30 protein-coding genes are annotated in these 25,444 nt (G+C 44.9%); 21 read left to right on the top strand and 9 right to left on the bottom strand.

Features of this window, described 5'->3' with window-relative positions:
• The first annotated feature begins 29 nt into the window (after positions 1-29).
• The 6 genes from V1497_RS18080 to V1497_RS18055 all read left to right on the top strand — a co-directional run bounded on the left by V1497_RS18080 (position 30) and on the right by V1497_RS18055 (position 5,017).
• Positions 30-611, top strand: a complete 582-nt coding sequence (locus V1497_RS18080; RefSeq protein ID WP_349408902.1) for a histidine phosphatase family protein — start codon at positions 30-32, stop codon at positions 609-611.
• Positions 612-718: 107 nt separating this feature from the next.
• Positions 719-1,330: a membrane protein gene (locus V1497_RS18075; protein WP_349408901.1), complete on the top strand. Its 612-nt coding sequence runs from the start codon at positions 719-721 to the stop codon at positions 1,328-1,330.
• Positions 1,331-1,452: 122 nt separating this feature from the next.
• Entirely contained in the window at positions 1,453-2,154 is a 702-nt protein-coding gene (locus V1497_RS18070; protein ID WP_349408900.1) for an MOSC domain-containing protein, read from the top strand.
• Between the two features lie 20 nt (positions 2,155-2,174).
• Positions 2,175-3,353, top strand: a complete 1,179-nt coding sequence (gene iadA, locus V1497_RS18065) for a beta-aspartyl-peptidase (protein WP_349408899.1) — start codon at positions 2,175-2,177, stop codon at positions 3,351-3,353.
• 152 nt (positions 3,354-3,505) lie between these two features.
• On the top strand, positions 3,506-4,432 hold the full coding sequence (locus tag V1497_RS18060; protein ID WP_349408898.1) for a DMT family transporter: 927 nt from the start codon (positions 3,506-3,508) through the stop codon (positions 4,430-4,432).
• A gap of 21 nt (positions 4,433-4,453) precedes the next feature.
• Positions 4,454-5,017, top strand: a complete 564-nt coding sequence (locus V1497_RS18055; protein ID WP_349408897.1) for a cysteine dioxygenase family protein — start codon at positions 4,454-4,456, stop codon at positions 5,015-5,017.
• 23 nt (positions 5,018-5,040) lie between these two features.
• Here the strand turns inward: V1497_RS18055 and V1497_RS18050 are convergent, their stop codons facing one another.
• Complete coding sequence (locus V1497_RS18050; protein WP_349408896.1) at positions 5,041-6,516, bottom strand: amidase family protein; 1,476 nt, start codon at positions 6,514-6,516, stop codon at positions 5,041-5,043.
• A 236-nt stretch (positions 6,517-6,752) separates the two neighbouring features.
• Here V1497_RS18050 and V1497_RS18045 point away from each other — a divergent pair, with 236 nt between their 5' ends.
• Positions 6,753-9,104, top strand: coding sequence for an FdhF/YdeP family oxidoreductase (locus tag V1497_RS18045; RefSeq protein ID WP_349410878.1), 2,352 nt, complete (start codon positions 6,753-6,755; stop codon positions 9,102-9,104).
• 3 nt (positions 9,105-9,107) lie between these two features.
• Here V1497_RS18045 and V1497_RS18040 read toward each other — a convergent pair whose 3' ends face one another.
• Complete coding sequence (locus tag V1497_RS18040; protein ID WP_349408895.1) at positions 9,108-9,569, bottom strand: VOC family protein; 462 nt, start codon at positions 9,567-9,569, stop codon at positions 9,108-9,110.
• A 163-nt stretch (positions 9,570-9,732) separates the two neighbouring features.
• Between V1497_RS18040 and V1497_RS18035 the strand changes: the two genes are divergently transcribed.
• The 5 genes from V1497_RS18035 (at position 9,733) to V1497_RS18015 (ending at position 13,150) form a co-directional block, all read left to right on the top strand.
• Entirely contained in the window at positions 9,733-10,113 is a 381-nt protein-coding gene (locus V1497_RS18035; protein WP_349408894.1) for an SLAP domain-containing protein, read from the top strand.
• Positions 10,114-10,189: 76 nt separating this feature from the next.
• Positions 10,190-10,624, top strand: a complete 435-nt coding sequence (locus V1497_RS18030; protein WP_349408893.1) for a MarR family transcriptional regulator — start codon at positions 10,190-10,192, stop codon at positions 10,622-10,624.
• A gap of 180 nt (positions 10,625-10,804) precedes the next feature.
• A complete protein-coding gene (gene wrbA, locus V1497_RS18025; protein ID WP_349410877.1) occupies positions 10,805-11,380 on the top strand; it encodes an NAD(P)H:quinone oxidoreductase in 576 nt (191 codons plus the stop codon).
• Positions 11,381-11,985: 605 nt separating this feature from the next.
• Positions 11,986-12,555, top strand: a complete 570-nt coding sequence (locus V1497_RS18020) for a DsbA family protein (protein ID WP_349408892.1) — start codon at positions 11,986-11,988, stop codon at positions 12,553-12,555.
• Between the two features lie 145 nt (positions 12,556-12,700).
• Entirely contained in the window at positions 12,701-13,150 is a 450-nt protein-coding gene (locus V1497_RS18015) for a chemotaxis protein CheX (protein ID WP_349408891.1), read from the top strand.
• A gap of 47 nt (positions 13,151-13,197) precedes the next feature.
• On the opposite strand, the gene V1497_RS18010 is transcribed toward V1497_RS18015, so the two are convergent.
• Positions 13,198-13,548, bottom strand: coding sequence for a general stress protein (locus V1497_RS18010; protein ID WP_349408890.1), 351 nt, complete (start codon positions 13,546-13,548; stop codon positions 13,198-13,200).
• Between the two features lie 161 nt (positions 13,549-13,709).
• Here V1497_RS18010 and V1497_RS18005 point away from each other — a divergent pair, with 161 nt between their 5' ends.
• The 3 genes from V1497_RS18005 to V1497_RS17995 all read left to right on the top strand — a co-directional run bounded on the left by V1497_RS18005 (position 13,710) and on the right by V1497_RS17995 (position 15,097).
• Entirely contained in the window at positions 13,710-14,093 is a 384-nt protein-coding gene (locus V1497_RS18005; protein WP_349408889.1) for a DUF1499 domain-containing protein, read from the top strand.
• Positions 14,094-14,495: 402 nt separating this feature from the next.
• Entirely contained in the window at positions 14,496-14,717 is a 222-nt protein-coding gene (locus V1497_RS18000; RefSeq protein WP_349408888.1) for a hypothetical protein, read from the top strand.
• 101 nt (positions 14,718-14,818) lie between these two features.
• Entirely contained in the window at positions 14,819-15,097 is a 279-nt protein-coding gene (locus tag V1497_RS17995; RefSeq protein WP_349408887.1) for a YwdI family protein, read from the top strand.
• 117 nt (positions 15,098-15,214) lie between these two features.
• Here V1497_RS17995 and V1497_RS17990 read toward each other — a convergent pair whose 3' ends face one another.
• Entirely contained in the window at positions 15,215-16,849 is a 1,635-nt protein-coding gene (locus V1497_RS17990) for an alpha-glucosidase (RefSeq protein WP_349408886.1), read from the bottom strand.
• Between the two features lie 129 nt (positions 16,850-16,978).
• Between V1497_RS17990 and V1497_RS17985 the strand changes: the two genes are divergently transcribed.
• The 5 genes from V1497_RS17985 to V1497_RS17965 all read left to right on the top strand — a co-directional run bounded on the left by V1497_RS17985 (position 16,979) and on the right by V1497_RS17965 (position 19,799).
• Complete coding sequence (locus V1497_RS17985; RefSeq protein ID WP_349408885.1) at positions 16,979-18,148, top strand: MFS transporter; 1,170 nt, start codon at positions 16,979-16,981, stop codon at positions 18,146-18,148.
• Positions 18,149-18,385: 237 nt separating this feature from the next.
• Entirely contained in the window at positions 18,386-18,913 is a 528-nt protein-coding gene (locus tag V1497_RS17980; RefSeq protein WP_349408884.1) for a sigma-70 family RNA polymerase sigma factor, read from the top strand.
• Entirely contained in the window at positions 18,906-19,109 is a 204-nt protein-coding gene (locus V1497_RS17975; RefSeq protein ID WP_349408883.1) for a YvrJ family protein, read from the top strand. Before V1497_RS17980 ends, V1497_RS17975 begins: the two co-directional genes overlap by 8 nt.
• On the top strand, positions 19,060-19,347 hold the full coding sequence (locus tag V1497_RS17970) for a helix-turn-helix domain-containing protein (RefSeq protein ID WP_349408882.1): 288 nt from the start codon (positions 19,060-19,062) through the stop codon (positions 19,345-19,347). The genes V1497_RS17975 and V1497_RS17970 overlap by 50 nt, the downstream gene beginning before the upstream one ends.
• Positions 19,348-19,427: 80 nt before the next feature.
• On the top strand, positions 19,428-19,799 hold the full coding sequence (locus V1497_RS17965) for a DUF423 domain-containing protein (protein ID WP_349408881.1): 372 nt from the start codon (positions 19,428-19,430) through the stop codon (positions 19,797-19,799).
• 281 nt (positions 19,800-20,080) lie between these two features.
• Here the strand turns inward: V1497_RS17965 and gerQ are convergent, their stop codons facing one another.
• The 4 genes from gerQ to V1497_RS17945 all read right to left on the bottom strand — a co-directional run bounded on the left by gerQ (position 20,081) and on the right by V1497_RS17945 (position 23,000).
• A complete protein-coding gene (gene gerQ, locus V1497_RS17960; protein WP_349408880.1) occupies positions 20,081-20,548 on the bottom strand; it encodes a spore coat protein GerQ in 468 nt (155 codons plus the stop codon).
• A 90-nt stretch (positions 20,549-20,638) separates the two neighbouring features.
• Complete coding sequence (locus tag V1497_RS17955; RefSeq protein ID WP_349408879.1) at positions 20,639-21,070, bottom strand: cell wall hydrolase; 432 nt, start codon at positions 21,068-21,070, stop codon at positions 20,639-20,641.
• Between the two features lie 129 nt (positions 21,071-21,199).
• The gene (gene hemQ / locus V1497_RS17950; protein WP_349410876.1) at positions 21,200-21,946 is read right to left on the bottom strand and encodes a hydrogen peroxide-dependent heme synthase; all 747 of its coding nucleotides are present in this window, start codon (positions 21,944-21,946) and stop codon (positions 21,200-21,202) included.
• Positions 21,947-22,223: 277 nt separating this feature from the next.
• Positions 22,224-23,000 (bottom strand): sporulation protein, encoded by a 777-nt coding sequence (locus V1497_RS17945; protein ID WP_349408878.1) that lies wholly within the window; start codon positions 22,998-23,000, stop codon positions 22,224-22,226.
• A 371-nt stretch (positions 23,001-23,371) separates the two neighbouring features.
• Between V1497_RS17945 and pta the strand changes: the two genes are divergently transcribed.
• Positions 23,372-24,343 (top strand): phosphate acetyltransferase, encoded by a 972-nt coding sequence (pta, locus tag V1497_RS17940; RefSeq protein WP_349408877.1) that lies wholly within the window; start codon positions 23,372-23,374, stop codon positions 24,341-24,343.
• Between the two features lie 25 nt (positions 24,344-24,368).
• Here the strand turns inward: pta and V1497_RS17935 are convergent, their stop codons facing one another.
• The gene (locus V1497_RS17935) at positions 24,369-25,217 is read right to left on the bottom strand and encodes a lipoate--protein ligase family protein (RefSeq protein WP_349408876.1); all 849 of its coding nucleotides are present in this window, start codon (positions 25,215-25,217) and stop codon (positions 24,369-24,371) included.
• Positions 25,218-25,444: the final 227 nt, after the last annotated feature.

Raw genomic sequence — 25,444 nt, 5'->3', positions numbered from 1 at the left:
CTTTTATTCTTTCGGAGGGGTGATGAAGAATGACGACAATCGCATTTATCAGACACGGCGTGACGAATTGGAATCTGGAACGGAGAGCTCAGGGTCAGTCGGATATACCGCTTAATGAGGAAGGCGTCCTTCAAGCAAAAGCGCTCGGCAGTCGATTTGAAGGTGAACAGTGGGATGTCATTTACTCGAGTGACCTTGCCCGTGCGCACGCCACCGCTCTAGAAATCGGGGAGGTATTGGATCTCCCGGTCGAAACGGACAAAAGACTCCGGGAGCTCTCTTTCGGTGAGATCGAGGGTACGAATGAAGCTGAGCGTGTCGAGCGATGGGGGAAGGATTGGAAGGATCAAGACTTGAAAATCGAGCGGGAGGAAGAGATTTTACAACGTGTAAAAAGCTTCATGAAAGACATTGAGGACCATCATCACGGAAAACGGATCATTGTGGTCAGTCATGGTGCCTTCTTGAACGATTTGTTCAGTTATCTTTTATCAGAAGGCTATGAAAAATGTCGGTTGGATAATACATCCGTCACAGTGATGGAGCGGGATGATGAAGCCTGGAAGCTAAGACTGCACAACTGTTCCAAACACCTTTCCAACACACCCTAACGGATAAAAAACCGTTACGATGATAATTGCAAAATACTGACAATTCACTACGGGCAGAGAACATGGTATGATGGATAAATGAATTTTCACTATGGAGGAAATGCATCATGAAATCATTCATCATACGTTTCATTAGTTTTGTGCTTGGGCTGAGTCTGATCTCCTTCGGCGTAAGCTTGACGATAAAAGCAGGTCTAGGAACAGGAGCCTGGGATGCACTGAATGTTGGACTTTCTAAAACAATCGGCCTGACGGTTGGAAGCTGGGTCTTCATTGTCGGGATCGTCCTGATCGTATTGAACGCAATCCTGTTGAAATCACGACCTGATTTTCTTGCGGTCTTTACAATCTTCCTTGCCGGATTGTTTATTGACGGATGGCTGTTAGTCGTATTGGATACTTTCCAAACAAACGGCTTATGGGAACAAATTGTCGTTTTCGTCGTTGGCGTCATCGTGCTTTCATTCGGTATCGCTGTCTATCTTCAGGCGAACTTCCCGCTTATTCCGATTGATAAGCTGATGCTTGCAATCCAAGAGCGCCTTGGTGTAAGTATGGGGACAGCCAAAACGATTGGAGAATTATCTGCTCTTGTAGCCGCGTTTATTTTCAGCGGACCAATCGGTTTAGGCACCTTGATTGTCACCTTTACAATCGGGCCGCTTGTCCAGCTATTCGCACCACGAGTCCACAAGTTCCAGCAAAAATTACAAACATGATTGAACGAGAAGCAGGATGAAGGGTCCTGCTTCTTTTTTGATATTTTCAAATATAGAAAGGATTTGCTCCCATCTTTTTGGTATATATTAAGGAGAGTGAAAATAGGACGGAGGGAATTTTAATGCGTGTTGGAGCTGTAAAAGAAGTCGTACGGTATCCGGTCAAATCGATGCAAGGTGAGCATATGGAATCGGTGGAAATACATAACCATGGTGCTGCGGGCGACCATATTTTTGCATGGGAAATGAAAGATAAGCCGGGAGATTACCTTACGATACCGAAGTATCCGTTTCTGCTGGATTATGAGGTTCATTTGAATGATGAAGGAGAGCTGAAGATCCAAAAGGATGACCTGCAGCTGAGTAGTTTGCAAGCAAAGGAAGCGGAAACCCATTTCACCGAGCGGGCTGGCGTCCCGGTTTCCCTTGTGTCGATGGATGTAGAGAATGAGGAGCCAAGTTACTGGGAAGAACCCTTGCTTATTGCAACGACAGCCTCGCTTAAAAAAGTGAAAGAGTTGACGGATCGCGATCAGTTGGATATGCTCCGCTTCCGTCCCAACCTGATCTTGGATGTCGATGGGGATACACCTTTTCTGGAGGAGTCATGGATCGGGAAAGAGCTGATCATGAATGATGTTGTCCTTCATATCAAAAAAGCATGTGAGAGATGCTCTTATGTAAACGTTGATTCAGAGACGAAAGAGGTGGATCCGAACGTTTTGAAGACGGTGGTGAAAGAGAATAAGAATGTCTTTGGTGTTTACGCTACCGTTAAAAAAACCGGAATCGTCCGTGTTGGAGATACAATCGAAATCAAGTAAAAAAGGGGTCTGCAACGATCATGCTGGTATTAATTCGAAATGGAGAAATCTATGCTCCTGAATATCTAGGTAAGAAAGACCTTTTAGTCGTCGATGAGAAAATCGGGTTCATTGATGACCAGATCGATGTGCCGGAAGGGTATTTGCGCGATAAAATCAGGGTGGTGGATGCTGAAGGCAAAATCATTGTGCCAGGGTTCATCGATTCCCATGTCCATATCATGGGTGGCGGAGGAGAAGGAAGCTTTAAGACGAGGACGCCTGAACTCATGCTGACGGATGCGACGTTGTCAGGCATTACGACGCTCGTCGGTGTCATTGGGACAGATGGGACGACAAGGACGATGGCAAGTCTCGTGGCAAAGGCAAGAGGCTTAGAAGAGGAAGGGCTCACCTGTTATGTTCAGACGGGCTCCTACCAGGTTCCGGTAAAAACCTTAACGGACAAAATAGAAGATGACATCATCCTCGTCGACAGGATCATTGGAGCTGGTGAAATTGCGATTGCTGATCATCGCTCTTCTCAACCGAGCGTTGAAGAAATGGCGAAAATCGCTTCCGCAGCGCGTGTGGGCGGTATTTTGTCCGGTAAAGCAGGCATTGTGAATGTCCATGTTGGAGACAGCCCTGATTGTCTCACTTTGCTTGAGGAAGTCGTTGATCAGACGGACATCCCGATTAAACAGTTTTATCCGACCCATATCAACCGGAATAAAAGGTTGTTTGAAGCGGGAATCGCGTATGCGAAAAAAGGCGGATACGTCGATTTCACGACGAGTACGATTCCGAAATTCCTTGAAGAAGGGGAAGTGAAATGCAGTCGCGGACTGAAGCGGATGCTTGAAGCCGGTGTGCCGATTGAGCAGATTTCGTTCACGTCAGACGGACAAGCAAGTCTACCTGAATTTGATGAAAATGGAGATTTTAAAGGATTGAAGCTTGGAAAAGTATCGAGCCTGTATAAAGAAGTGAAAGATGCTGTGTTAGAGGAAAACATACCGCTCGAAACAGCGATCCAGGTTGTGACGTCGACCCCAGCCCATATTTTGAAGCTGAAGCATAAAGGACGGATCGTCGAGGGGAATGACGCCGATCTGGTGCTCCTTGATAAAGAGACGCTCGCAATCGATACGGTCCTTGCGAAAGGAATCATAATGGTGCAGGACAAAGAGGCGATTGTAAAAGGTACATTTGAATAAAACCTCAATAGGAGCTGACCCAAAAGTGTTTTGGAGCGGCTTTCTTTTTTAAGAAACGTTTCTAGAGTACGGTTCTCCATAAAAGGTTTTAGACATGCCATCCACGGACAGGCATAGGATGGTTTTAAGAACCTTATGGAGGAGAACGGCGTATGATTCCTTATAAAATGAAGCTCGTATCATCGCTTTATGCCACGATGTCGATTACATTCTGGGGCATTTCGTTCGTATCGACGAAAGCGGTCCTTGATAAATTGGATCCCTTTACACTTCTTGTCGTCCGTTTTGGCATCGGTTCGCTGTTTCTCCTTTTTTTGATCATCGCCTTAGGCGGTAAACTGAGGATTCCAATTGCCTATATTCCTCATTTGATCGTGCTCGGTATCTTAGGCGTCTTCATTCATCAAGTGTTCCAGGCGACCGCTCTTTTGACGATCGATGCTTCATCAGCAGGATGGCTCATTTCATTTTCTCCTATTTTCACTGTAATCCTTGCAATGATGTTTCTTCATGAGAGGATGACCTGGCGGAAGGCATGCGGGATGACGGTGGCTGTGTTCGGCGTCCTTATGGTAACGACCAAGGGGGCTGGCGGTTCCTTTGATCTTGCCATGAATATCGGGTACCTTCTCATGATTTTAAGTACGTTGAATTGGGCTGTCTATTCTGTTCTATTGAAGAAATTGAGCGTACCTATACCGCCTCTTGTGCTCACCTTCTACATGAGTACGTTAGGATTCGTGCTGACGATTCCCTTTCTTATACGGAATGAAGGCTGGAATGAATTGGCGCTCTTAACAGCCGGAGAGTGGTCTCATCTCATGTTCCTCGGGATCTTCGTATCTGGCGTCGCATATTGGTATTGGGCGAAAGCGCTTGATGTGCTGGATGCCTCCCAGGTTTCTGTGTTCCTCTATTTAGAGCCTTTAGCCACACTCATTGCAGCGATTCTTTTATTGAATGAAAAAATAGTCATCATAAGTGTTTTAGGCGGACTTATGATAATAATGGGTGTCATTTTAGTCAATGGACAGCTGCTTACATTTTTTCATCACGTTGTATTGCGGTACAGACGATAAGTCGAAACGGGGGTTTGCAAAATGGAACTGATGGAACGGATTGAAAAGGTTTTCGGTCAAATGGAGTCGACCTCGAGGGAAGCCTTACGAGAAGCAATGGAAAAGCTCAATGTCCAGCTGGAGGAGCTTATGCCGTCGTTGCAGGATCCTGATGGGAAGCCTTATTACCGGAAGCTGCTATATAAGGACGAACAAGTCGAGCTGCTTGTCATGAATTGGTCCGATATTGAGTGTGCACCTCATGATCACGGTGAATCCTGCGGATGGATCCAGGTCATGAACGGTGTATCCCGCAACACGGTTTATGAAGTGAAAGAGAATCAGCTGCCTTCTGAGTTGTTCTCTGAGTATAAGCAGAAGGGAAAATTCTTTTATGCACCAAAAAAAGGGGTGCATAAAATGACGGATCCAGCTCAAACGGACCTCGTCACCTTGCACCTCTATTCGCCACCGATCACTGGGATGGTCGTTTATGATTTGAAAACATGCGCAGCGTGTGTCGTCTCAGACGACTGTGGCGCCTGGTGGCCGGATGACCAGAAGCAAAAGCTACGCGAATACAAGCTGCAGCAAGCAGGAAACTGACTTCCGATCTCCAGTCCACCCTCTTAGTCCGATAACGGAGCACGGCGATGCTTGGTGAATTGCTCGTAAGCGAATCCAAGTCCAATTAAGGTCGATTCAGTGAACGCTTTGCCCGTGAAAGTGACGCCGACCGGCTGTCCATCCTCTGTAAAACCACCTGGGACGGTGATGGATGGATAGCCCGCTTTCGCTGGGATGCCCGCGCCATTCGAGTTTGGAAAGAGAAGCGCATTCAGCTGAAACTCCTCCATCACGACATCGATTCCACGTATCCTTGAGAGCTGAAGATCACGCAGCCGACTTTTCAAATACGCTGCTTCTGTCATCGTTCCCGATGTCTCCTCTGAATCGAGTAAGATGTCTTGTCCATATTTTAGCGCTGTTTCCTCATTTTCCTCATTGAATCGGATCACATCCCTTAATGAATGGACAGGAAGGGAAGCCGGTAAATTGTGCAAATAAGCGTTCAAATCCGATTTGAATTCATAAAGAAGGACATTGTAATCCCATGACTCATCATTTTCCATAGGCGAAATGGATTCCAATTCAATGATGGTCGCTCCTGCCTCCTTTAGATCCGCGATCGCCTTTTCCATGACGACTCGCTGCTGTTCTGGCAAACCATCGATATATTTTTCTCTGCAAACACCGATCCGTGCACCATGTAGGGCGTATGCATTCAAATATGTCGTAAAGTCCTGGAAGCTTCTTTCTCGGCTCGTGTACGTAACGGGATCTCGGTCGTCCTGCCCTGTCAAAGCGCCAAGGAGAATCGCTGCATCCGTGACTGTACGGGCGATAGGACCAGCGGTGTCTTGACTATGGGAAAGCGGGATGATGCCTGACCGGCTTACGAGGCCGACGGTAGGCTTGATTCCGACCACATTGTTCTGACTGGCGGGACTGAGGATAGAGCCAGATGTTTCTGTACCGACAGCAAGGGTTGCAAAATGGGCTGCTACCCCTACAGCAGAGCCTGAGCTTGAGCCGCCAACATCAAATTGACTTCCGTAAGGATTCAGTACTTGACCTCCTCTTGAACTGTAGCCATTCGCCATCGACGTACTCATGAAATTCGCCCATTCTGTCATATTCGCCTTTCCGACGATTACCGCGCCTGCGTCTCGCAGCTTTTTCACGATGGCCGCGTCTTCCTTTGCGTAATGATCAGCTAGTGCCAGTGAACCTGCACTCGTATGCATCCGGTCTGCGGTTTCGATATTATCCTTCAACAGAACGGGTATCCCGTGAAGGAGACCACGCATCCCTTTCAATTTTCGTTCCGCATCCAGCGTCTCTGCAATTTGGAGGGCATCAGGATTCACTTCTAGGACTGCATTCAGCTTCTTCCCGTCATGATTGTCTTGGATGATATATTCTAAGCAACGGCTTACCAGCTGCACGGACGTCAATTGTCCGTTATTCATCGCTTTTTGGATTTCAAAGACTGTGGCGTTCTCCAGCCAATCCTCGTTTCGTAGCTTGAAACTCTCTCTCATTCCCACAAACTCCTTCTATCTATGATTGTTACCTTCTAGATTCAACAAAGGAAACGATTTTCCTTTCATGCCAATTGATTTCCGTACCATTGTCACCTCTAGCGCCTTATTTTAAACAAAGAAAAAGGACAAACACGCCCACCTCGTATTGAATTGACACCGCTTTCATAATACTATTAAACTAACACACTGACTGATGGATCGATTATTCGGGAACGAGAGGAAGGGGAATGATTGTGGGTAAAACGAAGCACTCCGGCCCTATGAAGCTAGCAAAGGACCTCGACCCATCCTTATGGGTGAGTAAGGTTCCGTTCGGATTAGGTAAAATAAAGCCTCACCATATACGAGATACAGCGAAGGTTGCCTGGGAGAACAAGGACAACCTTCCTTATGCCACAAGAATTTTGACGCAAGGTGTGTGCGACGGCTGCGCACTCGGTGTCGCAGGCCTGCAGGATCAGACGCTGCAAGGTCCGCACTTATGTACGACACGATTGAATGTCTTACGGTTGAATACGATGCCAGCGATGAAGCCTGAGGTCGTCCATGCGGACATTGATGAGCTCCGTAAGAAGAGCAGCACAGAATTGCGTAAGCTCGGAAGGATTCCTTATCCGTTGATCCGAAAGCCTGGAGAGAAGAAATTCAGCCGTCTTTCGTGGGATGATGCCCTCGACTTGATTGCGGATAAAATGAAGAAGCTGGACCCGAAGCAATACGGATTCTACCTCACATCACGCGGCATCACCAATGAATCCTATTATACTGCAGCGAAGGTGGCACGCTTCCTCGGGACGAACAACATCGATAATGCATCCCGCATTTGCCATTCGCCATCCAAGACGGCCTTGAGCCGATCATTAGGGATCGGTGCATCCAGCTGTAATTATAAGGACTGGATCGGTACGGATGTCCTCGTATTCTGGGGCTCTGTTGCGGCGAATAACCAACCGGTATCGACCAAATACATGTATGCGGCTAAAAGGAAAGGGACGAAAATCATCGTCATCAATCCTTACTATGAGCCATCGATGGAAAACTATTGGATTCCATCCATCCCGGAATCCGCATTGTTCGGGACAAAAATTGCGGATGATGTCTATCAGGTGAATATCGGAGGCGACATTGCATTCATGCACGGCATCATGAAGCACTGGTTTGCGATGGAAGAAGAAGCCCCGGGATCCGCCATCAATCATGATTTCGTCCAGGAGCATGTGAATGGATTGGACGAGCTGAAGGATAAAGTGGAATCCTATGATTGGGAGACGCTTGAAAAATCATCCGGATTATCAAAAGAACGGATGCAAGAGCTTGCTGTGCTTCTTGCCAAATCCGATTCAGCGGTATTCGTCTGGTCGATGGGTCTTACCCAGCATCGTTTCGGGACGGATAACGTATCGCAAGTGGCGAACCTCGCCTTGTTACGAGGCTTCTTAGGTCGTGAACATTGTGGTGTGATGCCGATCCGTGGCCACTCAGGTGTACAAGGAGCAGGCGAAATGGGTGCTGACCCGTTCGTACTGCCTGGCGGAGGATTTGATGATACGAACGTGAAACGCGTCGAAAAGGTATGGAACTTCAAAATTCCAAGATGGCAGGGGGATATCGTCGGTATTTCTCTTGAGAACGCGCTCCTCCCAGAGGATCATGAACGGAAGCTGAAGCTTTATTACATGTCGGGTGGAAACTTCCTCGAAACGATGCCAGACCCTGAGTTTGTCAGACAATGCCTTGAGAGTGTTGATATTCGTGTCCATCAAGATATCATCTTCAACACGTCGACATTTGTGGATGCGAAGGAGGCTGTCGTCGTCCTGCCGGCCATGACGCGTTATGAGCAGCCAGGAGGCGGTACATCGACCTCAACAGAGCGAATGGTCTATTTTTCACCTGAAATTAAAGGTCCGAGAATCGAAGAAGCCCGTTCAGAGTGGGAAATCTATGTGGATCTTGCAAAACGCGTCAAGCCTGACCAAAAACACGTGATCGATTTCAAGGACGCGCAAGCTGTTCGGGATGAAATTGCGAAAGCGGCACCGAATTATGATGGCATCCAGCACTTGAAGAAGAAGGGGGATGTCTTCCAGTGGGGTGGTGCATGGCTATGTGAAGACGGTTATTGCCCTACTCCTGATGGGAAGGGTAACCTCATCAGCATGGACATTCCAGAGCTACGTAAGGCGGAGGGTCACTTTTACGTAACGACTCGTCGCGGTAAGCAATTCAATTCGATGATTTATTCCGATCACGACCCGTTCAATGAGGCGGAACGCTATGATGTTCTCATGAATGAAGAGGACGGGAAGAAGCATGGAATTGCTCAAGGAGAGGCGATCGTCGTTTATAACAAACACGGACTCTTCCATGGGAAAGCTCGGTTTGTCGACGTAAAATCTGGGAATGTACAAGTCCACTGGCCGGAAGGGAACGTACTGATCCCGAAAGGCGTTTATGAACAATACGCAGGGATTCCGGAATACAACACGGCTGTCATTGTGGAAAAAGCAGAAACCTTCCACGCTCAAAAGGATACGAAATACTTGGAAAAACGGATTGAAGAATTGGAAATGGAAGTAGGCTGACCGTTATCGGTCAGCCTTTTCTTTCCACTCCTTCAACTGCATCATGTCATGGTGTTCATTTGTATCGATAGCGAGAGGCGAAATCATTTCCAAGGAGTTGCCGTCTGGATCCTGAAAATAGACGGCTGCATGCGCATGAGGGGTGTTGGCCAGGACTAACGGCTGTTCTTCAGGCGTAAAGCCGAAAGCTTCCCGCACTTCAATCCCCCGTTCCTTCAGCCAAGCTTTTATATGATCCATATCACTGGAATCGATTTGGAAGGCAAGATGACGGATAGAGGGGTGATAGGGGATGGAGACCTCCTTCGTCTCCCAAAGCCCGAGCCAGCTCGTCCCTTTTTCAATCCAGAAGAATGCCAATTTCTTACCACGATGGGCAAGCTCGAGCCCGAGTTTTTGATAGAACGCAATGGATCGTTCCATATCGCTTACAGGTAAATGTGCTTCGTACAAGCCTTTGATCATTCCGAATTCCTCCTTCACTTCTTTTATAATAGACGCTTGCCGCCTTTCCTTCCTCCGGCATCCGTATTGTCTTTGGCTACAACTTTTGGCTGAGGAGCTGGTGTCATGTTTAAAATGAAGGTATTATGGTAGTCGAAGTAGTTATAAGAAAGGATTTGGAAGGATGAAAGACCGGCTCGTATTTGAACCGTCCTGGGAAAAAGCAATATCTGATGAGGACCGAAAAACAATTACCCGACTACATGAACAAAACCCGATTCAAAAGGGTGTCCTTCAATTCACTCCGATTCGTGCTGCCATGAACCATCATGGAGCGCTCCTTGCTATGGTGTTGATTCAGAATGGATGGGATGAACCTTTCACTGTCGATGGTATTCCTTTCACCTATACTGAGGAAGGAAGAGGCGTCATCGCTGAATGTCAGTTTCGAATTGCACAAGTTCATGTTCCAGCGGGTGCCTCCATGCCATGGACGTTCGTTTTTCCAAAGGAAACGATACGAAGGAGACCGTTGTTAAAAGATTGGACACTAAAACATGAGTAATTGGGAATTGACAGGAAAATAGAGAAGCGGTATAATTATCTCGAATTCGAGATAATTATTGAAGGAGATCGTGCTTATGAAAGATTCATCCTTAGAACTCTTCATCGTCCTCTCAAGAGCCTATCAATCCATTATGGAAGTAGCGAGAAAAGATATCCGCCGTTTCAACTTGAATTTGACGGAATTCGGTGTTCTTGAATTGCTCTACCATAAAGGTCCGCATGCATTGCAAAAGATCGGCGGGAAGATCCTGCTCGCGAGTGGAAGCATTACGTATGTCGTCGATAAGCTGGAGGAGAAAGGTTACATAGAGAGAAGACCTTGTCCAGACGACCGCCGCATCACGTTTGCTTATCTTACGGACAAAGGAAAAACCTTGATGGAGGAAATCTTTCCATCCCATGAAGAGGTTCTTCAACAGGCATTAAGCGGATTGACGGAAGAAGAGAAACAACAGGCAATCGACATGCTAAAACGACTTGGGAAATTCGCTGCATCAAGCCATTCGTAATTTTTTTACACAAGTATCTCGAATTCAAAATATAAGAATTTAGGATTTCTTAGCATTTAGGGATTTAATGGGTGTGACAAGGGGAACGTAATATACGACGAAAATTTTCAAGAGGAGTGATGAGTAGTGGCAACGAACATATTGATTCCGTATTACAGTGCGTTTGGACACATTTATCAAATGGCACAAGCTGTAGCTGATGGTGCAAAAAAAGCGGATGACGTCGAGGTGAAAATCGTACGCATCAAAGAATTTGATGAAGTGAAGCAGGCAATGTCATCAAACGAATACTATGTGAAAGCACAAGAAATGCAATCGGATATACCGGAAGCGACCCATGAAGATCTGAAGTGGGCGGATGGCATTATCTGGGGTATTCCGACTCGATATGGTTCCATGCCAGCTCAAATGAAACAATATCTCGACTCTGCAGGTGGACTATGGATGAACGGAGAGCTTGAAGGGAAGGCCACTGCGGTCTTTACAAGTACAGGATCCATTCACGGTGGTCAAGAGACGACAGCATTGACGACCTTCGTACCACTCATGCACTTCGGAATGATTTTTGTCGGACTTCCTTACGGAGAAAATCCTGAGCAATTATCAGCGGATGCTGTTGGAGGTTCTCCATATTCAGCATCTACAGTAGCAGGGCCAGAAGGCGGAGAGCAGCCGAAAGAAGTTGATCTGACAATGGCTGGGCGTCTCGGTACACGTGTTGCAAAAATATCTGCCGCATTAAAAGCTTTACGATAATACGAGAGATTTCATGAGGCTGACTCTACTGGGTCAGCCTTTTGTTTTTAGGAGAGATTAGGGAAAGCATTTTAAAGACCCTGAATAAGAGGGAAAGTGAAAATGAGGGTAAAGAAAAACTATTTATGTGCCCTGAAAACACGCAAAACTGAAAATGAGGGTAAAGAAGAGCCGTTTATTTGCCCTGAAAACTCGGAAACTCTAGAATGAGGGCAAAGAAAAGTCGTTTATGTGCCCTGAAAACACGGAAACTCTAAAATGAGGGCAAAGAAAAGCCGTTTATGTGCCCTGAAAACACGGAAACTCTAAAATGAGGGCAAAGAAACACCGTTTATGTGCCCTGAAAACTCGTAAACCTGTAATTGAGGGTAAAGAAAAGCCTTTATAGACCCTGAAAACGCGGATAAACGAAAATGGGAAAAATGAGCAACATGGACGATGAAAGGATTTATATGTTGAAACAGATTAGTTGGCTGCGCCACAAAATCTTATTAAAATAATGGATGAACATGAAAGGGGAATGGACAATGAGCTTGAAGATACAGATTTATTCCGATTATGTCTGACCATTTTGCTATTTAGCGGAGGTTCCGCTAGCAGAAGCAATGGAAGGAAAGGATATCGAAGTCGAATGGAAGCCGTTTGAATTGAGACCTGAACCGGTCGAACCTCTTGACCCGAATTCGGCATATATTCAAAATGCGTGGAAGCATTCCGTAAAGCCATTGGCTGAGAAGCTTGGCGTGGAAATGAATTTCCCTCCGGTCCAGCCGCGTACGCAGCTGGCATTTGAAGGTTTTCAATATGCGAAGGAGAACGGGAAAGCAAATGAATACAATCACCGTATGCTGAAAGCCTTTTTCGTAGAAGGGATGGACCTCGGTGACATTGATGTTCTTGTAAAGCTCGCTGAAGAAGTGGGTCTGGATCCGGATGGCTATCGAGAAGCTGTAGAATCCCGCAAATACCGAGAGAGTCATCAGGCTGCTTTAGCTGAAGCGGCTCAGCGTGACATCCGTGCCGTACCGACCTTCTTCATCGGAGAAAGAAAACTTCAGGGTCTTTACCCGGCAGATCGTCTCGCACAAATCATCGATAATGAGCTGGCAAAGAACGAGGATACAGCACTCGAAAACGGACTTTCGTGTGATATAGAAGGAGGAGAAAACTGTTGACCCCACTGGTCAGCAGTTTTTTCAATTTTACAGTGGTGACCTCTATCTTGTAATTTACCATATTTTTTCGCATTTCTCCTTCAAACGGTAGTAAATATGCCGATATAAAGAGAAATTGAGTTTGGCTTCTGGAGGCTCTATTATTATGACGATTGTAGCGACAGAAAATATTACAACCCTATTGAACGGTGCCATAACTGTGGTCAAAACTGTCCTGCCGATGGAATGTGAGGTCGGAACAGCGCAGAACACACTCGAATCCGTGAACCTTAGCCAACCGGGAGTCATGATCGGTTTGGAAAAAGAGATCAATGGATCGGTGTTTTTCTTAGGTCCCAGAGAGCTTTTCAGTGAATGTGGAAACAAGATGTTCGGCATGCCTTTTGAAGGGGAGATGCTTGATTCATTCATCGGGGAGCTTGGTAATATCCTTGCTGGAAATATTGCGACGCAGCTATCGACAGAGGATATCACAATTGATATCACGACTCCGAAAGTGGTTGATTCTGCATCATTAGGTACGGTCGAAAGGATTCTTACAGTACCTCTGCAATTTGACGGACAAGAAATGACGATCCTTTTCACAATCGAATAGGAAAAGGCTGCCCATCTGGACAGCCTCGTCTTTCGTTCCTCAATCAATTAGGACCAATCGTTTACCTTCTCCACATCGGTCACCATCATTAGAATTCTACCTTTATCAAGCTTATCCTCATATTGATTTGCTTCCTCCTGGGAAAAGCCCATCTCCTTGAACTTCGCTCTCAGTTCATCACCTTTTTTATTGAACATCTTACCGACAGCATTTTCGATACCCATTTCCTTCAGGCCAACAGTGTTGGCATCAACGCTGTCTGCTACCCGATTTGTTCGGTCATCATCATGAGAAATGACATAAATATCATCCTTATCAAGCCCACGGTTCTGTAAATCTTCAATGTCACTTTTCAGTTCTTCATCATTTACATATTCACGTACTACTGGCTTACTCATTATTTCATCATTCCTCCTTAATGTGAGTCTATTAATCAATAACACCGATCCCGATTGTTTAAACCTCTTTCTTTTGTAGGAGTCTATCTATGGATGGTTATGAAATGGTTGGAAAAAGGGTATAGAAGAAGATGAGGGCTATGTAAAGGAGGCGAATAAAAATGGCAACAACCAAACAATTGAAGCAGTGCCCATCCTCTCCCAATTGTGTTTCCTCTCAGACTGATAGCGGAGATCACTATGTGCCGCCGATCTCCTATAATGGACCGTCTAAGCAAGCGTATGAAACGATTGTAGATATTTTAAAATCAATGAAACGGACTAAAATCGTGGAAGAAGAACCTGATTATATCCACGCAGAGTGTAAGTCCAGAATCTTCCGTTTCACAGACGACATTGAATTCTTGTTCGATAAAGAAAAAAAGGTCATTGATATCCGCTCAGCCTCCCGAATGGGATACTCAGACTTTGGTGTGAACCGAAAAAGAGTAGAGAAAATCAAACATAAGTTCATTAATTATAAGTCTGTAAAAGGACAAAGCTAAAAGCATCCTTTAAGCGAAAACCAAACAAATCTACCAAAGTTAATACCAGCACCATCCGAAAGATATTGTCGAGCTCATGTGCAGCAACGTCTCCTGAGCTTGACAATACTTTTTTTATGCTTTTGTATCCGAATTTACGCCTAATCTTGTGTAAATCCGATTAAAAATGAACGGAATTTTCTGAAATTGACCACTGACTTTGACCTGACATAGCAAATCTCAAAGGTTTTTGTAGATAATTTCTCCCAATTAGCATCCAGATTGTGACAAACATTGAGACAAGCTTTACGTATACTTTTACACATAGACGAATAAGTTGGTAAGTTCCGATACGAAGGAGGAGTGAGGTAGAGACGGAACGATTTCAAAAACTTTTGTGAGGAAGAAAGGGGCAAGGGTTTTATGATGAGTGAATGGGTTACGTATTGTATGGTGATGTGGTTAGCTATCATTCAAATTATTCGGGTAAGACACCATGACTGGAACGGATCCAATCAGCTGAATGAAAACATTCCTGAGAAAACGCCGAATCGTGTTTTCAATGCGTTAGAAGGATTAATGCTCAACAATAGTGTGAAGGTCATCTATCGACTGAAGACGAATTTCCTTTGGGATACATCATAAATGGATCGATACTGCCTCGTGGAATGAGGAGCTGAACTTTAAATTCAAGCAGAAGCCCTATATAATATAAGAATAATGATGATTAGGAAGAGGGATTTCTCTTGAGTATAAAGTCTAGCTTAGTTGTACAGAAAATGATAGACCGATTAGCAAGAATAAAAGGAGAGGTGGACGAAAACGCATCTTCCCGTTCAGTTCAGGAAGAGCTGGCAGCGATTAAGGCTTATTGTGACCTGTTGATGGAGGCCAAGGAGGAGAAGCCGTCTACGATAAGAACGGTTGAAAACAAACAAATGAATCCTGCGCCGGTCCAAAGCATGTCCACTAAGCGTTTAAAGGAAGATGACGATGTGAACGGAGATTCCATTTTCGATTTTTAAATGAAAACTTCATATAAGGAAAAAGGGAGGACACCTGTCCCGTCGATTCCCCATGCACAGGCGACCTGAGTCAATCGCTGGTGTGCTGGAATCTGGACGTGGACAAGCGTCACTCCCTTATTGGAATTGATATATTCTTGCTTCATGAGGCCGTAAAGTGGTATCCAACTCCTTTACGGCTTTTTCAGTATCCACATAATTACCAATCAGTAAATCGGCTCCTTCACTTTCCTCAGGCAATTGCAATTCATACGCCTCATCGGAATGATTCAGCACGACTAACCATGTGACCCCGTCCAATTGGCGGGTGTACATATACAATCGGTCATCTCCTTCAGAAAGGTCCGTATAATCGCCATATACCATAACGTCATGCTCTTTACGTAGGGAAATCAGCCTTTGATAGTAATAAAAAATCGAGTTTGGATCCTCTAACGCTTGTTCCACATTGATTTCCTTATAATTCGGATTGACCGGAATCCATGGCTCGCCATCTGTGAAGCCGGCATTTTGGGAATCATCCCATTGAACAGGTGTCCGCGAGTTGTCCCTGCTTAGTGGTTTCAATTCTTCGAGTACTTCTTCAGGATCTCGGCCCTTTCCGACTTCTTCCTCATATTTGTTTTTCATTGCGATGTCTTGATAATCGTCGATTGAGTTGAAGTTTACGCCTGTCATCCCGATTTCCTCACCTTGAAAAATATAAGGTGTCCCTGGCAAGGTGTGGATCATCGTAGCCAGAAGCTTTGCGGATTCTTCACGATACTCGCCGTCGTTCCCATATCGGGTCACTTGGCGCGTATGGTCATGGTTATTAAGGAATTGGGAGTTCCAGCCTTTCCCGTGCATCCCTTCGTACCAGGTCTTTTGGATTTCCTTGAAACGGAGCATGTCCCAGCTTGGCATGTCATCGGCTACTTGGAAATGGAACAGCGTATGGAGTTCATCGCGATCCTCACCAACATACTTGAGCCCGTCTTCAGGTGTAACAAACGGGATTTCCCCAACCGTCATGATGTCATAATGGCGGAGGACTTTTTCATTCATTTCCTGTAGATATTCATGTATGCCAGGATTATTTCCCAGATAATTAATTTTTTCAGGCTGTTCTGCATCTGGAAATCCTTCAAGCTTTGCCAGTAAATTGATAACATCCATGCGGAAACCGTCAATTCCTTTTTCGAGCCAGAACGTCATCATATCGTAAATCGCTTCCCTGACTTCAGGGTTCCGCCAGTTCAGATCAGGCTGCTCGACAGCAAAGGAATGGAAATAATATTGTCCCGTCTTTTCATCATATTCCCAGGTCGATGGCGTGAAATAGGAGCGCCAATTGTTCGGAGGAGAGCCGTCCATTTTCGGGTCCTTCCAGATATACCAATCCCGTTTTGGATGATCGACAGAAGAACGGGATTCCTTGAACCATGGATGCTGGTCTGAGGTATGATTGACAACAAGGTCCATGATCAGCTTCATGTCCCTGCGGTGGACTTCCTTCAATAAATTCTCCCAATCCTCCATCCGTCCTGCTTTGTCCATGATGGATTGGTAGTCTGAAATGTCATATCCGTTGTCTTTGTCAGGAGACTCATACACAGGATTCAGCCAAATGACATCCACACCGAGCTTTTTGATATAATCAAGCTTTTCAATGACTCCTTTAATATCCCCATAACCGTCACCGTCCGTATCGAAAAAACTTCTCCAATACACTTGATAGACGACAGCTTCTTTCCACCATCTCTTGTTCACTATCATGACCTCCTTATCCAGCTACAATCTATTATGGACATTATCCAATCTAATCATCGAAGTGTAAAGTTATCCGACTAGGGGTAGAAATAGAGGAAGAGATCGCTATTGAAGATTGGAGCGTTTTTCATGCCAAAAGTGAAAAGTTTAGCGGCACTGATCATGATGTTTTTTACAATGTTTCTATTAGGTGGATTATCAAGCACGAAGGGGATTGTATTGGATGAAGTGGAAAAGGATATCGGCCTTGACCTTAGCCAATTCGGGCTTGTGGTGTTTATTTTTCAATGGGGATTCGTGATCGCCAGTGTGCTGATCGGCTATTTTACAGATAAACGGGGCGTTAAATTGATGATGGTCATTGGAAGCATCATCATGGGGGCGGGACTACTCGGAACAGGCCTCGCTCAAACAATCGCTTTTTTCCTTGGGTTTTACCTTGTCGTCGGGTTCGGTCTCGGTGCGATGACTGTGGCGTCCAATGCGATTGTCCCGGCAGTGTACCCGGAAAAGCAGGGGGTCATGTTCAACGTCGCCATGGGGGTTTATGGTTTCGGGATGTTTTTATTCCCAATCGTGTTGAAAACGATGTTCTCCAATGATATTTCCTGGCGTTATTTTTATATCGGTATAGCGGTATTGTTGATTGCATTCATCATCTACGTGTTTACTAACAATGTTCCTGAAGGAAAAGTCGATAAGATTGATCTATCTGCTTTCGTGACGATGTTGAAGCAAGGGCAATTTCTGTTGATCATGGTGTTCCTGATCTTTTACGTATCGGCAGAGGTTTCCTTTATGAATTTCTTTCCGAATTACCTGAAGGATCTTGAGTTGGGCGGAGCGTCTGAAGCGACGAAAAACAGCATGGTTGCGACCATCATATCCGTGTTCTCCCTCTGTTTCACAGTCGGTCGTCTTGCGGGAGGCTGGCTGATCAGTAAGCTTGGCGAACGGTTCTTGTTGATTTCCTTTTCAGCTTTAGGTCTCTTGTTTGTCACTGTGAGCAAGGTGTTTGCTGATGAATGGGTGTATCTGTTCGGTATAGCTGGCTTGTTCTTCTCAGTGCTTTTCCCGACTGCTACAGCGATCGGGACGAAAATGTCCAAGACAGGGGGATCTGCACTCGGTCTTGTCTATGTGGCGGCAGGTATTGGAGGGGCTTTTGCAGGCTGGATTGTCGGTCTCGTCTCAGAGGCGTACGGATCGAGTACAGGATTCAACCTGCCGATTCTTTTCTTAGGTGTACTCCTCTTGATTTCCTTCTTCATCCGACCGGAAGAGAAAACGACATCCTAAGCACAAAATTGAAATAATTGGGACGATGGACATGAACGAAGAACACCCTAAAAGCCTTATGGTCAAAGGGTGTTCCCTTTTTTATACTAAAAATAAGAACAAACGTTCGTATTTTGTTTGTTTTTTGTTTGACAGATTTTGCTTTATTGATAAAGGCTCTGATAAAGAAAGCTCGGAACAAACGAGCTGTGACAACGATTAAATACAGAGCCTCTTAAGAAAGGGAGGGATGCACAAATGAGAGATACCCAACAAATTTTACAAATGTTCCAAGGTCAGAAGGATCTCTTATCTGCTTTTTTGAAACAACAGGAAAATCAACGTGATATGAAGCGGTTGATCGAAACACCATCGATGAGCCGGTTCAGAGAATTGAATCATCGCTTCCAACAATTCTGCTTCGAATGCAGGTTCATCCACTATATGTCGAAATTCATTTACTTTCAATCGATAAATATCATCCGTAAAATCCGCAGGCATCAGAGTCCGCTGTTAGCAGATATGGAAGGGGAAATGGTGGAGGCAGTGCATGAGGAGCCAATCAACCAGATTGTTGAGAAGGAGTTCGGCTGTCCAGTACTGGATAATGCAGTCAACAAGCTCACGAAACGTCAGCGTAAAATCATCCGGCTCCACTATCAGGAGGGTTGGAAGCTGAAGAGGATCGCTGAATCCTTTCATGTTACCCCGCAATCGATATCAAAAACGCATCGTCGCGCATTGGAAGACATCAAAATGTGGATGGAGGGTGAGAAGCATGCTTGAAGGTAATGTGGTCGGCTGGTTCAATCTCATATCAAACATCGGTTTTCCGTCGGTTGTCGCACTTTACTTGCTGTTTCAGCTTGAAAAACGCCTTGTCAGTTTGGAGAGCGCGATTGAAGATATTGGAGAACATATAGAAGAGAGGAATGACCAAGATGAGTCTGTACGAAAAGGTCCAGAACGCAAAAAGAAATGACCGAAAAGCGATGGAGGATGTGCTGATGCGGCTCGAGCCGAAGATCAGGCATACCATCCATTCGATCGAAAAAAAGTACCAGGAGGATGTCGAGCAAGAGGTCAAGCTCCGTGTCCTTGAGGCCGTGCGGGGCTATGATCTGGACAACCTTCCTTCGTTAACAGATATGCTAGACAAGACGAAAGAGGGACGCATGCTCCTTGAAAGGATAAAAAATGACAATTCATCGTCACGTTAGTCAGAAGGTTGGCATTGCCGCCTGGATGATTTAAGATGTAGCTAGTGAACTTCGATTAACGGAAAAAGGGAGTAAAGAATATGTTTAAATTATTCATTTTATTAGGAGCATTGAATGCGGGACTTTCCGTCATTCTTGGGGCGTTCGGTGCGCATGGTCTTGAATCGAAATTATCAGAGAAGATGATGGACGTGTTCAAAACAGGTGTCCAGTATCACATTTTCCATTCACTGGGACTATTTGTCGTCGCTTTCCTGGCTGATAAATTTCCTGCATCATTGATGATTACCTGGGCAGGCTGGACAATGCTGATCGGGATCATCCTGTTCTCTGGTAGCTTATATGTATTAAGCATCAGTGGAATCTCGAAGCTAGGCATCATCACGCCTTTCGGTGGACTGGCATTCATCATCAGCTGGCTGTTGATCGTCTTCGCCATCCTGAAAGTGTAAGGCATGAAAGTGGAAAGTGTCTGATCTCCTTGATGGGATCAGACACTTTTTTGTGCACATGAATGAATGGTTTGGTCTATAATTTCGGAAATCGAGCTATAATTTCGGAAACTGAGCTATAAATTTGAAATCTGGGCTATAATTCTCAATTTTTATAGGAAACAACCCAAAATCGAGCTATAATTCTTAAACTCCAAAAAATGAGCAAAAATGTGCTAACGAAAACGAAGGCGATTCTCCTAAAGAATAAGGAGAACCGCCATTTTTGTTATAGGTAAATATTATCGTGGAGAATAATTCACCAAATCATTTTGATTGAAATACTCAATTTCCTCATCAAACGTCACATAGTCAAGGTAGACCATCAAGAGAAGATAACGTTTACCTGTTTCAGGATCACTGATAATGATATGATCACGACCTGCCGCTTCAACAACACCTTTGAAAATTTTAGCCGGCCATTTCGGATTTCCTTCGAACGTCATGTAGAACGTTCCGACTTTGCCTCGATTGAGTCGAAGGATATTTTCAATATAAGACTGTTCAATTGGAAGCTGCCCATTCATTTGTGAAGCGCCTGGAAATCCGGATGGGAACTGGCCAGGCATTCCACCCTGCATCCCTTGCATGCCAGGCATTCCCTGCATACCGGGCATTCCTTGCATACCGGACATGCCAGGCATCCCTTGCATACCAGGCATCCCCTGCATCATCCCACCTTGGTTTTGGCGATTATTTGGATAGTTCATAACTAACCTCCCCATCTTCAATAGTACTCCCTATTAAACAGTTATACTCGACGCTCGTATGACTTATGACTACGAATATAAGACTCGCTCCTAATAGGTGTTATACGCCTCAGGACAATCCGATTCAGTAGGGATATAGAAGCAATGGGATTTATACCGGCCAGAATTCCATTGATTGAACCACTGGGCAGGACAGCTTCCTTCAGGCTTGAAAAACCAGAGGGCATTCGACGCTGGGTGAAATCGTTCCCCGGCAATCGCACGTTTCGCCAATCTGATTTCGCTTTGTCGAGCGCGTTGATAGAAATATCCCTTCTGTGTCGCTTCAAATCCACCAGGAGATTGGTAGACCATTCTAGGAATCGTATTGATATTTTTGAAATCGAGACACCGTACGCGGACGCGATTGACACCGACATTACCGACCATAAGCATTCCTTGCTTTCCTTCCCCTTCAGCCTCAGCGCGCATCAGTCTCGCGAGTGTTTTGATGTCCTCCTGAGTCGCCTTCACAACTGCCATGATGTCACCCCCGTGAAGTAGGCTTTCCTTTACTATAAATATGACACCACCTGGTAAAAAAGAAGATTCATAACGGATGCAACAAAAAAACAGCCCTCCTATAGAGGACTGTTTTTAAAAGTTGGGTTTTTATACTGCTAGGAAGGAGCTGACCTTCTCCTTCGGCAAAATGTTTCCTACATAGAAGGATCCGAACTCACCGAAACGAGCACTCACTTCATCAAAACGCATTTCGTAAACGAGCTTCTTAAATTGAAGCACGTCGTTAGCAAATAGTGTGACGCCCCATTCCCAGTCATCGAATCCGACAGAACCTGTGATGATCTGTTTCACTTTGCCTGCATAGCCTCGGCCGATCATGCCGTGACTGCGCATCATTTCGCGGCGCTCATCCATGGAAAGCATATACCAGTTGTCGTTTCCTTCACGACGCTTGTCCATCGGATAGAAGCAAACGTGATCCCATTTCGGAAGGGTCGGCTTCAGACGTCCTTGAATCATTGGATCTGTTTCAGGATCGACATCCTTAGAAGCCATATAATTACTCAATTCGACGACAGACACATAGGAATATGTTGGAATCGTATATTCAGCAAAAGTCGTTTTATTGAATGCTGTTTCAATTTCGTTCAGCTCTTTCATAGTTGGACGAAGAAGCATCATCATGAAGTCAGCTTTTTGACCCACGATCGTATAGAAAGCATGGCTTCCTTTTTGCTGTGCTTCAGTCACTTCCCATTTTTCTAGAAAAGTAAGTAGCTCTTGGATGGCATGCTCACGTTCGTCACTAGAAAGGGACTTCCAAGCCGTCCAATTCATTGTGCGGAAATCATGAAGACAATACCAGCCATCTAATGTTTTCGCTGCTTCGCTCATCATCAGACACTCCTTTATCATTTAAGCGATTATGTTCTGTTTTTACACCGTTTCTATCATATCACAAATTCTCAGAAACCTAAAAAAACGCCTCTCTGATAAGAGTCATTGAGGATGAAAGCTCTATGAAGACTCGAAAATGAAGAAAACATGTAATGGAGGACTCATAAGCGGTCTATGAGTACTTAAAAAAGAGAAAAGCGTAAAATGGGGGACGCAAGAACCGCTCAATGAACAAAACGAAAGACTCATCAGTACGACGAGTCTTTCGTTTATCTTACATATGAGAACGGATATGATTTTCAAAGATTTGTTGAAGTTTCTGCGGATTTTGTGCTTCTGCTCGGGAGATGTTGATCATCGATTTTGTCTCATCTAGATCCAATGCTTCTTCCAGGAAGCCGAACAAGCCTTTGCCGCGTTTATCCACTTCAATTAGCAGCTGGACATGATTTTGATCAGGGTACAAGATGATTTCGATTTCATCCAGTTCGCCTCTGAACGGACCTGATGAAGGTACGAATTCAAACTCTTGGACGAACGGATGATTACGTTGCATATGACGTTTTACATGCAAACACTCCGATTTGCGAAGGCGGAATCCTAACTGCTCAATTGCAGTGAAGATTTGATCCACTAGTTCATGCGGAACGACCGTAATGTAATCATTGTCAGTCGGATCGACGGCTTGCTTGATATCTAGAGCTGTTTTAAGCCAGATCGGTGTCTTGCCCATCGATAGCGGAACATCGTATGGAAGTGGGAGAGAGAATGGGATTTCCTTGCTTTCGTTCGCTGAGATCGTGAACCCTTCTGCAACCTGATATTTCCCAAGTACATGCGTTTCCTTCACTTTTCGGTCGTCAGTTTCACGAATATACTCCGTCATCAAGTAAATATAGATATCATCGATGTTTTGATCGACTTTACCTCCCTGGATATCAACGACTCCTTGAATCGTTCCTCCAGCTTGAAACGTGTTTCCTTCAAGCTTCGTGTCTACTACAGCTGCCCCGATTCCGACGGATGCAAGCATACGGTTTACGAAAGACATGAAATTACCCCTTCCTGGATTGTTATATGTTCAAGTTTGGAAGGATTCGGGAATAATAGAGCCAAATCCTCTTAAACTTAAAGCCTACAGGCGACATACCTCTTGCTTTCATTCTACTTCTTATACGTGCACCACGCTATGAAGTTTCAGTTTTAACTTCATAAAATTAACGGAAAAAATGTTGAAGAATTAAGAAAGTAAAGACTTCTTTTAGGGAAGCGTTTTCTTCTAAGTTTTTGGTTTCGTACAGGGATAAAAAGGAGTATTGTAGGACATGAAAGAGAGAGTAGGCTTTTATCGTTTTAAAAAGTAGGGATGATCCAATCCCTTTTCACAAATAGAAAGAAATGATTTTGAAGGAGGCCCTTATTATGGCGAATATGTTTACAGCTATGGAGCAAAAGCTTCAAGCAAAATACCCGGCAATCGTTTTTCCAGAAGGTGAGGATTCACGCATATTGGATGCTGCTGCTCGTCTGGCAGAGGAAAAAATTCTAAAACCGATCCTTTTAGGTGATGAGCAAGCAATCAACACAGCGTTGAAAAGTAAAGGTTTAGACCTTGATCTTGTCGACGTGATCGACCCGCAATCCTATAATGAATTGGATGAGCTTGTCGCGTCATTCGTCGAACGTAGACGAGGGAAAGTAAATGAACAGGAAGCACGTGAGATCCTAAAAGACGTGAACTATTTCGGAACGATGCTAGTCCATACAGGAAAAGCTGCGGGCTTAGTAAGCGGTGCGGCTCATTCAACAGCGGATACTGTAAGACCGGCCTTACAGATCATCAAAACGAAAGAAGGAATCAAACGTACATCAGGGGCTTTCTTGATGGTAAAGGATGATCAACGCTACATCTTTGCTGACTGCGCAATCAATATTAATCCATCTGCTTCTGACCTTGCTGAAATTGCGACAACAAGTGCCGAAACCGCTCGTATTTTCGGCATCGACCCGAGAGTAGGGATGCTCAGCTTCTCCACGAAAGGTTCGGCTAAATCGGACGAAACGCAGAAGGTCATTGATGCAGTTGAACTGTTGAACGAAACAGGAACAGACTTCCCTGTCGACGGCGAGCTTCAATTCGATGCGGCGTTTGTGCCAGAAGTTGCTGCTAAAAAAGCTCCGGATTCTCCTCTTGCAGGAAGAGCGAACGTATTTGTTTTCCCTGGACTTGAAGCAGGTAATATCGGATACAAAATGGTACAGCGTTTAGGCGGTTTTGAAGCGATCGGACCTGTTCTGCAAGGCCTCAACAAACCGGTCAACGACCTTTCAAGAGGCTGTAACAGCGAAGATGTGTATAAGCTTGCCTTGATTACAGCGATGCAAGCCCTATAAAAACCGATAAGAAAAAGCACTGGCGTTATTGCTCCAGTGCTTTTTTATTTCGGTCAACGACCCTTTGCAAATAGTAATCATATTGGTTGATTTCTGTAATCGACAATTGAGAGGATAGCAGGTCTGCATCTTGATCTTTCAAAAATAAGAGGACATCCTTCATCAAGTCCGAGACAGAAATCGGTTTTCCTGCCAGCTCTGATAAAGAAGCCATCACATCCGGATCGACGGTCGGATAACTGAACTTCGGTGATTCGTCGCTCTTCGCTTTCTTGTAAAAGTCCCGGATCAACTTAGCACGTTCCCCTCCAGATCCTGTTACACATAAGTAGATTTGCACCGCAATTCCACCTCGCAAGCGCCGTTGGGAAATACCTGCAAATTTCTTCCCATCGATACTTAAATCATATTTTCCAGGACAATAGGAAGCGCTGATTTCTTTTGCTTCAAATGTAAGTCCGTATGGTTCAAGAATACGTTCCATCATGTACACCATGGCATCATACCCTTGATCAATCTCAATTTTGTTCTCTTTTTCTGAAAGGACGAGGGAAAGGTTCAGGACGCCTTCATCCAACACGACTGCAAGGCCGCCTGAATTCCGCACGATGACCTCATAGCCTTGATCTTCAAGGTGCTTTATCCCTTCGTTTAGAGCAGGGAGACGGGTATCCTGGATCCCGAGTACGATCGTTTTATGATGGACCCAAGCACGGACAGTCGGCGGGGAATCTTCTGAGCCGATCGAACTGCAGAGCGTATCATCCATTGCGAACGATTGCAGGGCATGGAAGGCTCCTCCGAGAGTCGTTTGATCAATGATCCGCCACTTCGGCTGGGCTAATAATTGTCTAAGCTTTTCGTTCTCCTTCATACTTGAAACTCCTTTAATAGCATCAACCTTATTATTATAGCATGTCCTGTAAAAAGGGCGTAAACCTCGTGAAAATAGTACGACATAGAATTAATGCGAAATGTATAAAAAATGCATAAATTTATAGAGGAATTTTTGTTATTTTCTAGAAAGTAATAATTTAACAAACGCTTACATATCAGTGCTTCAGCGTGGTGAAATGTGTATAAAGATGCGAAATGTTTTAT

The sequence above is a fragment of the Pseudalkalibacillus sp. SCS-8 genome, assembly GCF_040126055.1.
In the GTDB taxonomy this organism is placed as follows: domain Bacteria; phylum Bacillota; class Bacilli; order Bacillales; family Fictibacillaceae; genus Pseudalkalibacillus; species Pseudalkalibacillus nanhaiensis.
This window is presented reverse-complemented; position numbering and strand designations above follow the sequence as displayed.

Excerpts from the sequence above, each read along its gene's own strand:
- V1497_RS18010 (WP_349408890.1), bottom strand. The coding sequence starts at position 13,548 with ATGAGTAAGCCAGTAGTACGTGAATATGTAAATGATGAAGAACTGAAA.
- V1497_RS18050 (WP_349408896.1), bottom strand. The coding sequence starts at position 6,516 with ATGAGAGAGAGTTTCAAGCTACGAAACGAGGATTGGCTGGAGAACGCC.
- hemQ (WP_349410876.1), bottom strand. The coding sequence starts at position 21,946 with ATGAGCGAAGCAGCGAAAACATTAGATGGCTGGTATTGTCTTCATGAT.
- pta (WP_349408877.1), top strand. The coding sequence starts at position 23,372 with ATGGCGAATATGTTTACAGCTATGGAGCAAAAGCTTCAAGCAAAATAC.
- gerQ (WP_349408880.1), bottom strand. The coding sequence starts at position 20,548 with ATGAACTATCCAAATAATCGCCAAAACCAAGGTGGGATGATGCAGGGG.
- V1497_RS18030 (WP_349408893.1), top strand. The coding sequence starts at position 10,190 with ATGAAAGATTCATCCTTAGAACTCTTCATCGTCCTCTCAAGAGCCTAT.
- V1497_RS17985 (WP_349408885.1), top strand. The coding sequence starts at position 16,979 with ATGCCAAAAGTGAAAAGTTTAGCGGCACTGATCATGATGTTTTTTACA.
- V1497_RS18015 (WP_349408891.1), top strand. The coding sequence starts at position 12,701 with ATGACGATTGTAGCGACAGAAAATATTACAACCCTATTGAACGGTGCC.
- V1497_RS17955 (WP_349408879.1), bottom strand. The coding sequence starts at position 21,070 with ATGGCAGTTGTGAAGGCGACTCAGGAGGACATCAAAACACTCGCGAGA.
- wrbA (WP_349410877.1), top strand. The coding sequence starts at position 10,805 with ATGGCACAAGCTGTAGCTGATGGTGCAAAAAAAGCGGATGACGTCGAG.
- V1497_RS18020 (WP_349408892.1), top strand. The coding sequence starts at position 11,986 with ATGGAAGGAAAGGATATCGAAGTCGAATGGAAGCCGTTTGAATTGAGA.
- V1497_RS18000 (WP_349408888.1), top strand. The coding sequence starts at position 14,496 with ATGATGAGTGAATGGGTTACGTATTGTATGGTGATGTGGTTAGCTATC.
- V1497_RS18080 (WP_349408902.1), top strand. The coding sequence starts at position 30 with ATGACGACAATCGCATTTATCAGACACGGCGTGACGAATTGGAATCTG.
- V1497_RS18035 (WP_349408894.1), top strand. The coding sequence starts at position 9,733 with ATGAAAGACCGGCTCGTATTTGAACCGTCCTGGGAAAAAGCAATATCT.
- V1497_RS17965 (WP_349408881.1), top strand. The coding sequence starts at position 19,428 with ATGTTTAAATTATTCATTTTATTAGGAGCATTGAATGCGGGACTTTCC.
- V1497_RS17975 (WP_349408883.1), top strand. The coding sequence starts at position 18,906 with ATGCTTGAAGGTAATGTGGTCGGCTGGTTCAATCTCATATCAAACATC.
- V1497_RS18070 (WP_349408900.1), top strand. The coding sequence starts at position 1,453 with ATGCGTGTTGGAGCTGTAAAAGAAGTCGTACGGTATCCGGTCAAATCG.
- V1497_RS18040 (WP_349408895.1), bottom strand. The coding sequence starts at position 9,569 with ATGATCAAAGGCTTGTACGAAGCACATTTACCTGTAAGCGATATGGAA.
- V1497_RS17980 (WP_349408884.1), top strand. The coding sequence starts at position 18,386 with ATGAGAGATACCCAACAAATTTTACAAATGTTCCAAGGTCAGAAGGAT.
- iadA (WP_349408899.1), top strand. The coding sequence starts at position 2,175 with ATGCTGGTATTAATTCGAAATGGAGAAATCTATGCTCCTGAATATCTA.
- V1497_RS18005 (WP_349408889.1), top strand. The coding sequence starts at position 13,710 with ATGGCAACAACCAAACAATTGAAGCAGTGCCCATCCTCTCCCAATTGT.
- V1497_RS17970 (WP_349408882.1), top strand. The coding sequence starts at position 19,060 with ATGACCAAGATGAGTCTGTACGAAAAGGTCCAGAACGCAAAAAGAAAT.
- V1497_RS18075 (WP_349408901.1), top strand. The coding sequence starts at position 719 with ATGAAATCATTCATCATACGTTTCATTAGTTTTGTGCTTGGGCTGAGT.
- V1497_RS18055 (WP_349408897.1), top strand. The coding sequence starts at position 4,454 with ATGGAACTGATGGAACGGATTGAAAAGGTTTTCGGTCAAATGGAGTCG.
- V1497_RS17935 (WP_349408876.1), bottom strand. The coding sequence starts at position 25,217 with ATGAAGGAGAACGAAAAGCTTAGACAATTATTAGCCCAGCCGAAGTGG.
- V1497_RS17945 (WP_349408878.1), bottom strand. The coding sequence starts at position 23,000 with ATGTCTTTCGTAAACCGTATGCTTGCATCCGTCGGAATCGGGGCAGCT.
- V1497_RS18060 (WP_349408898.1), top strand. The coding sequence starts at position 3,506 with ATGATTCCTTATAAAATGAAGCTCGTATCATCGCTTTATGCCACGATG.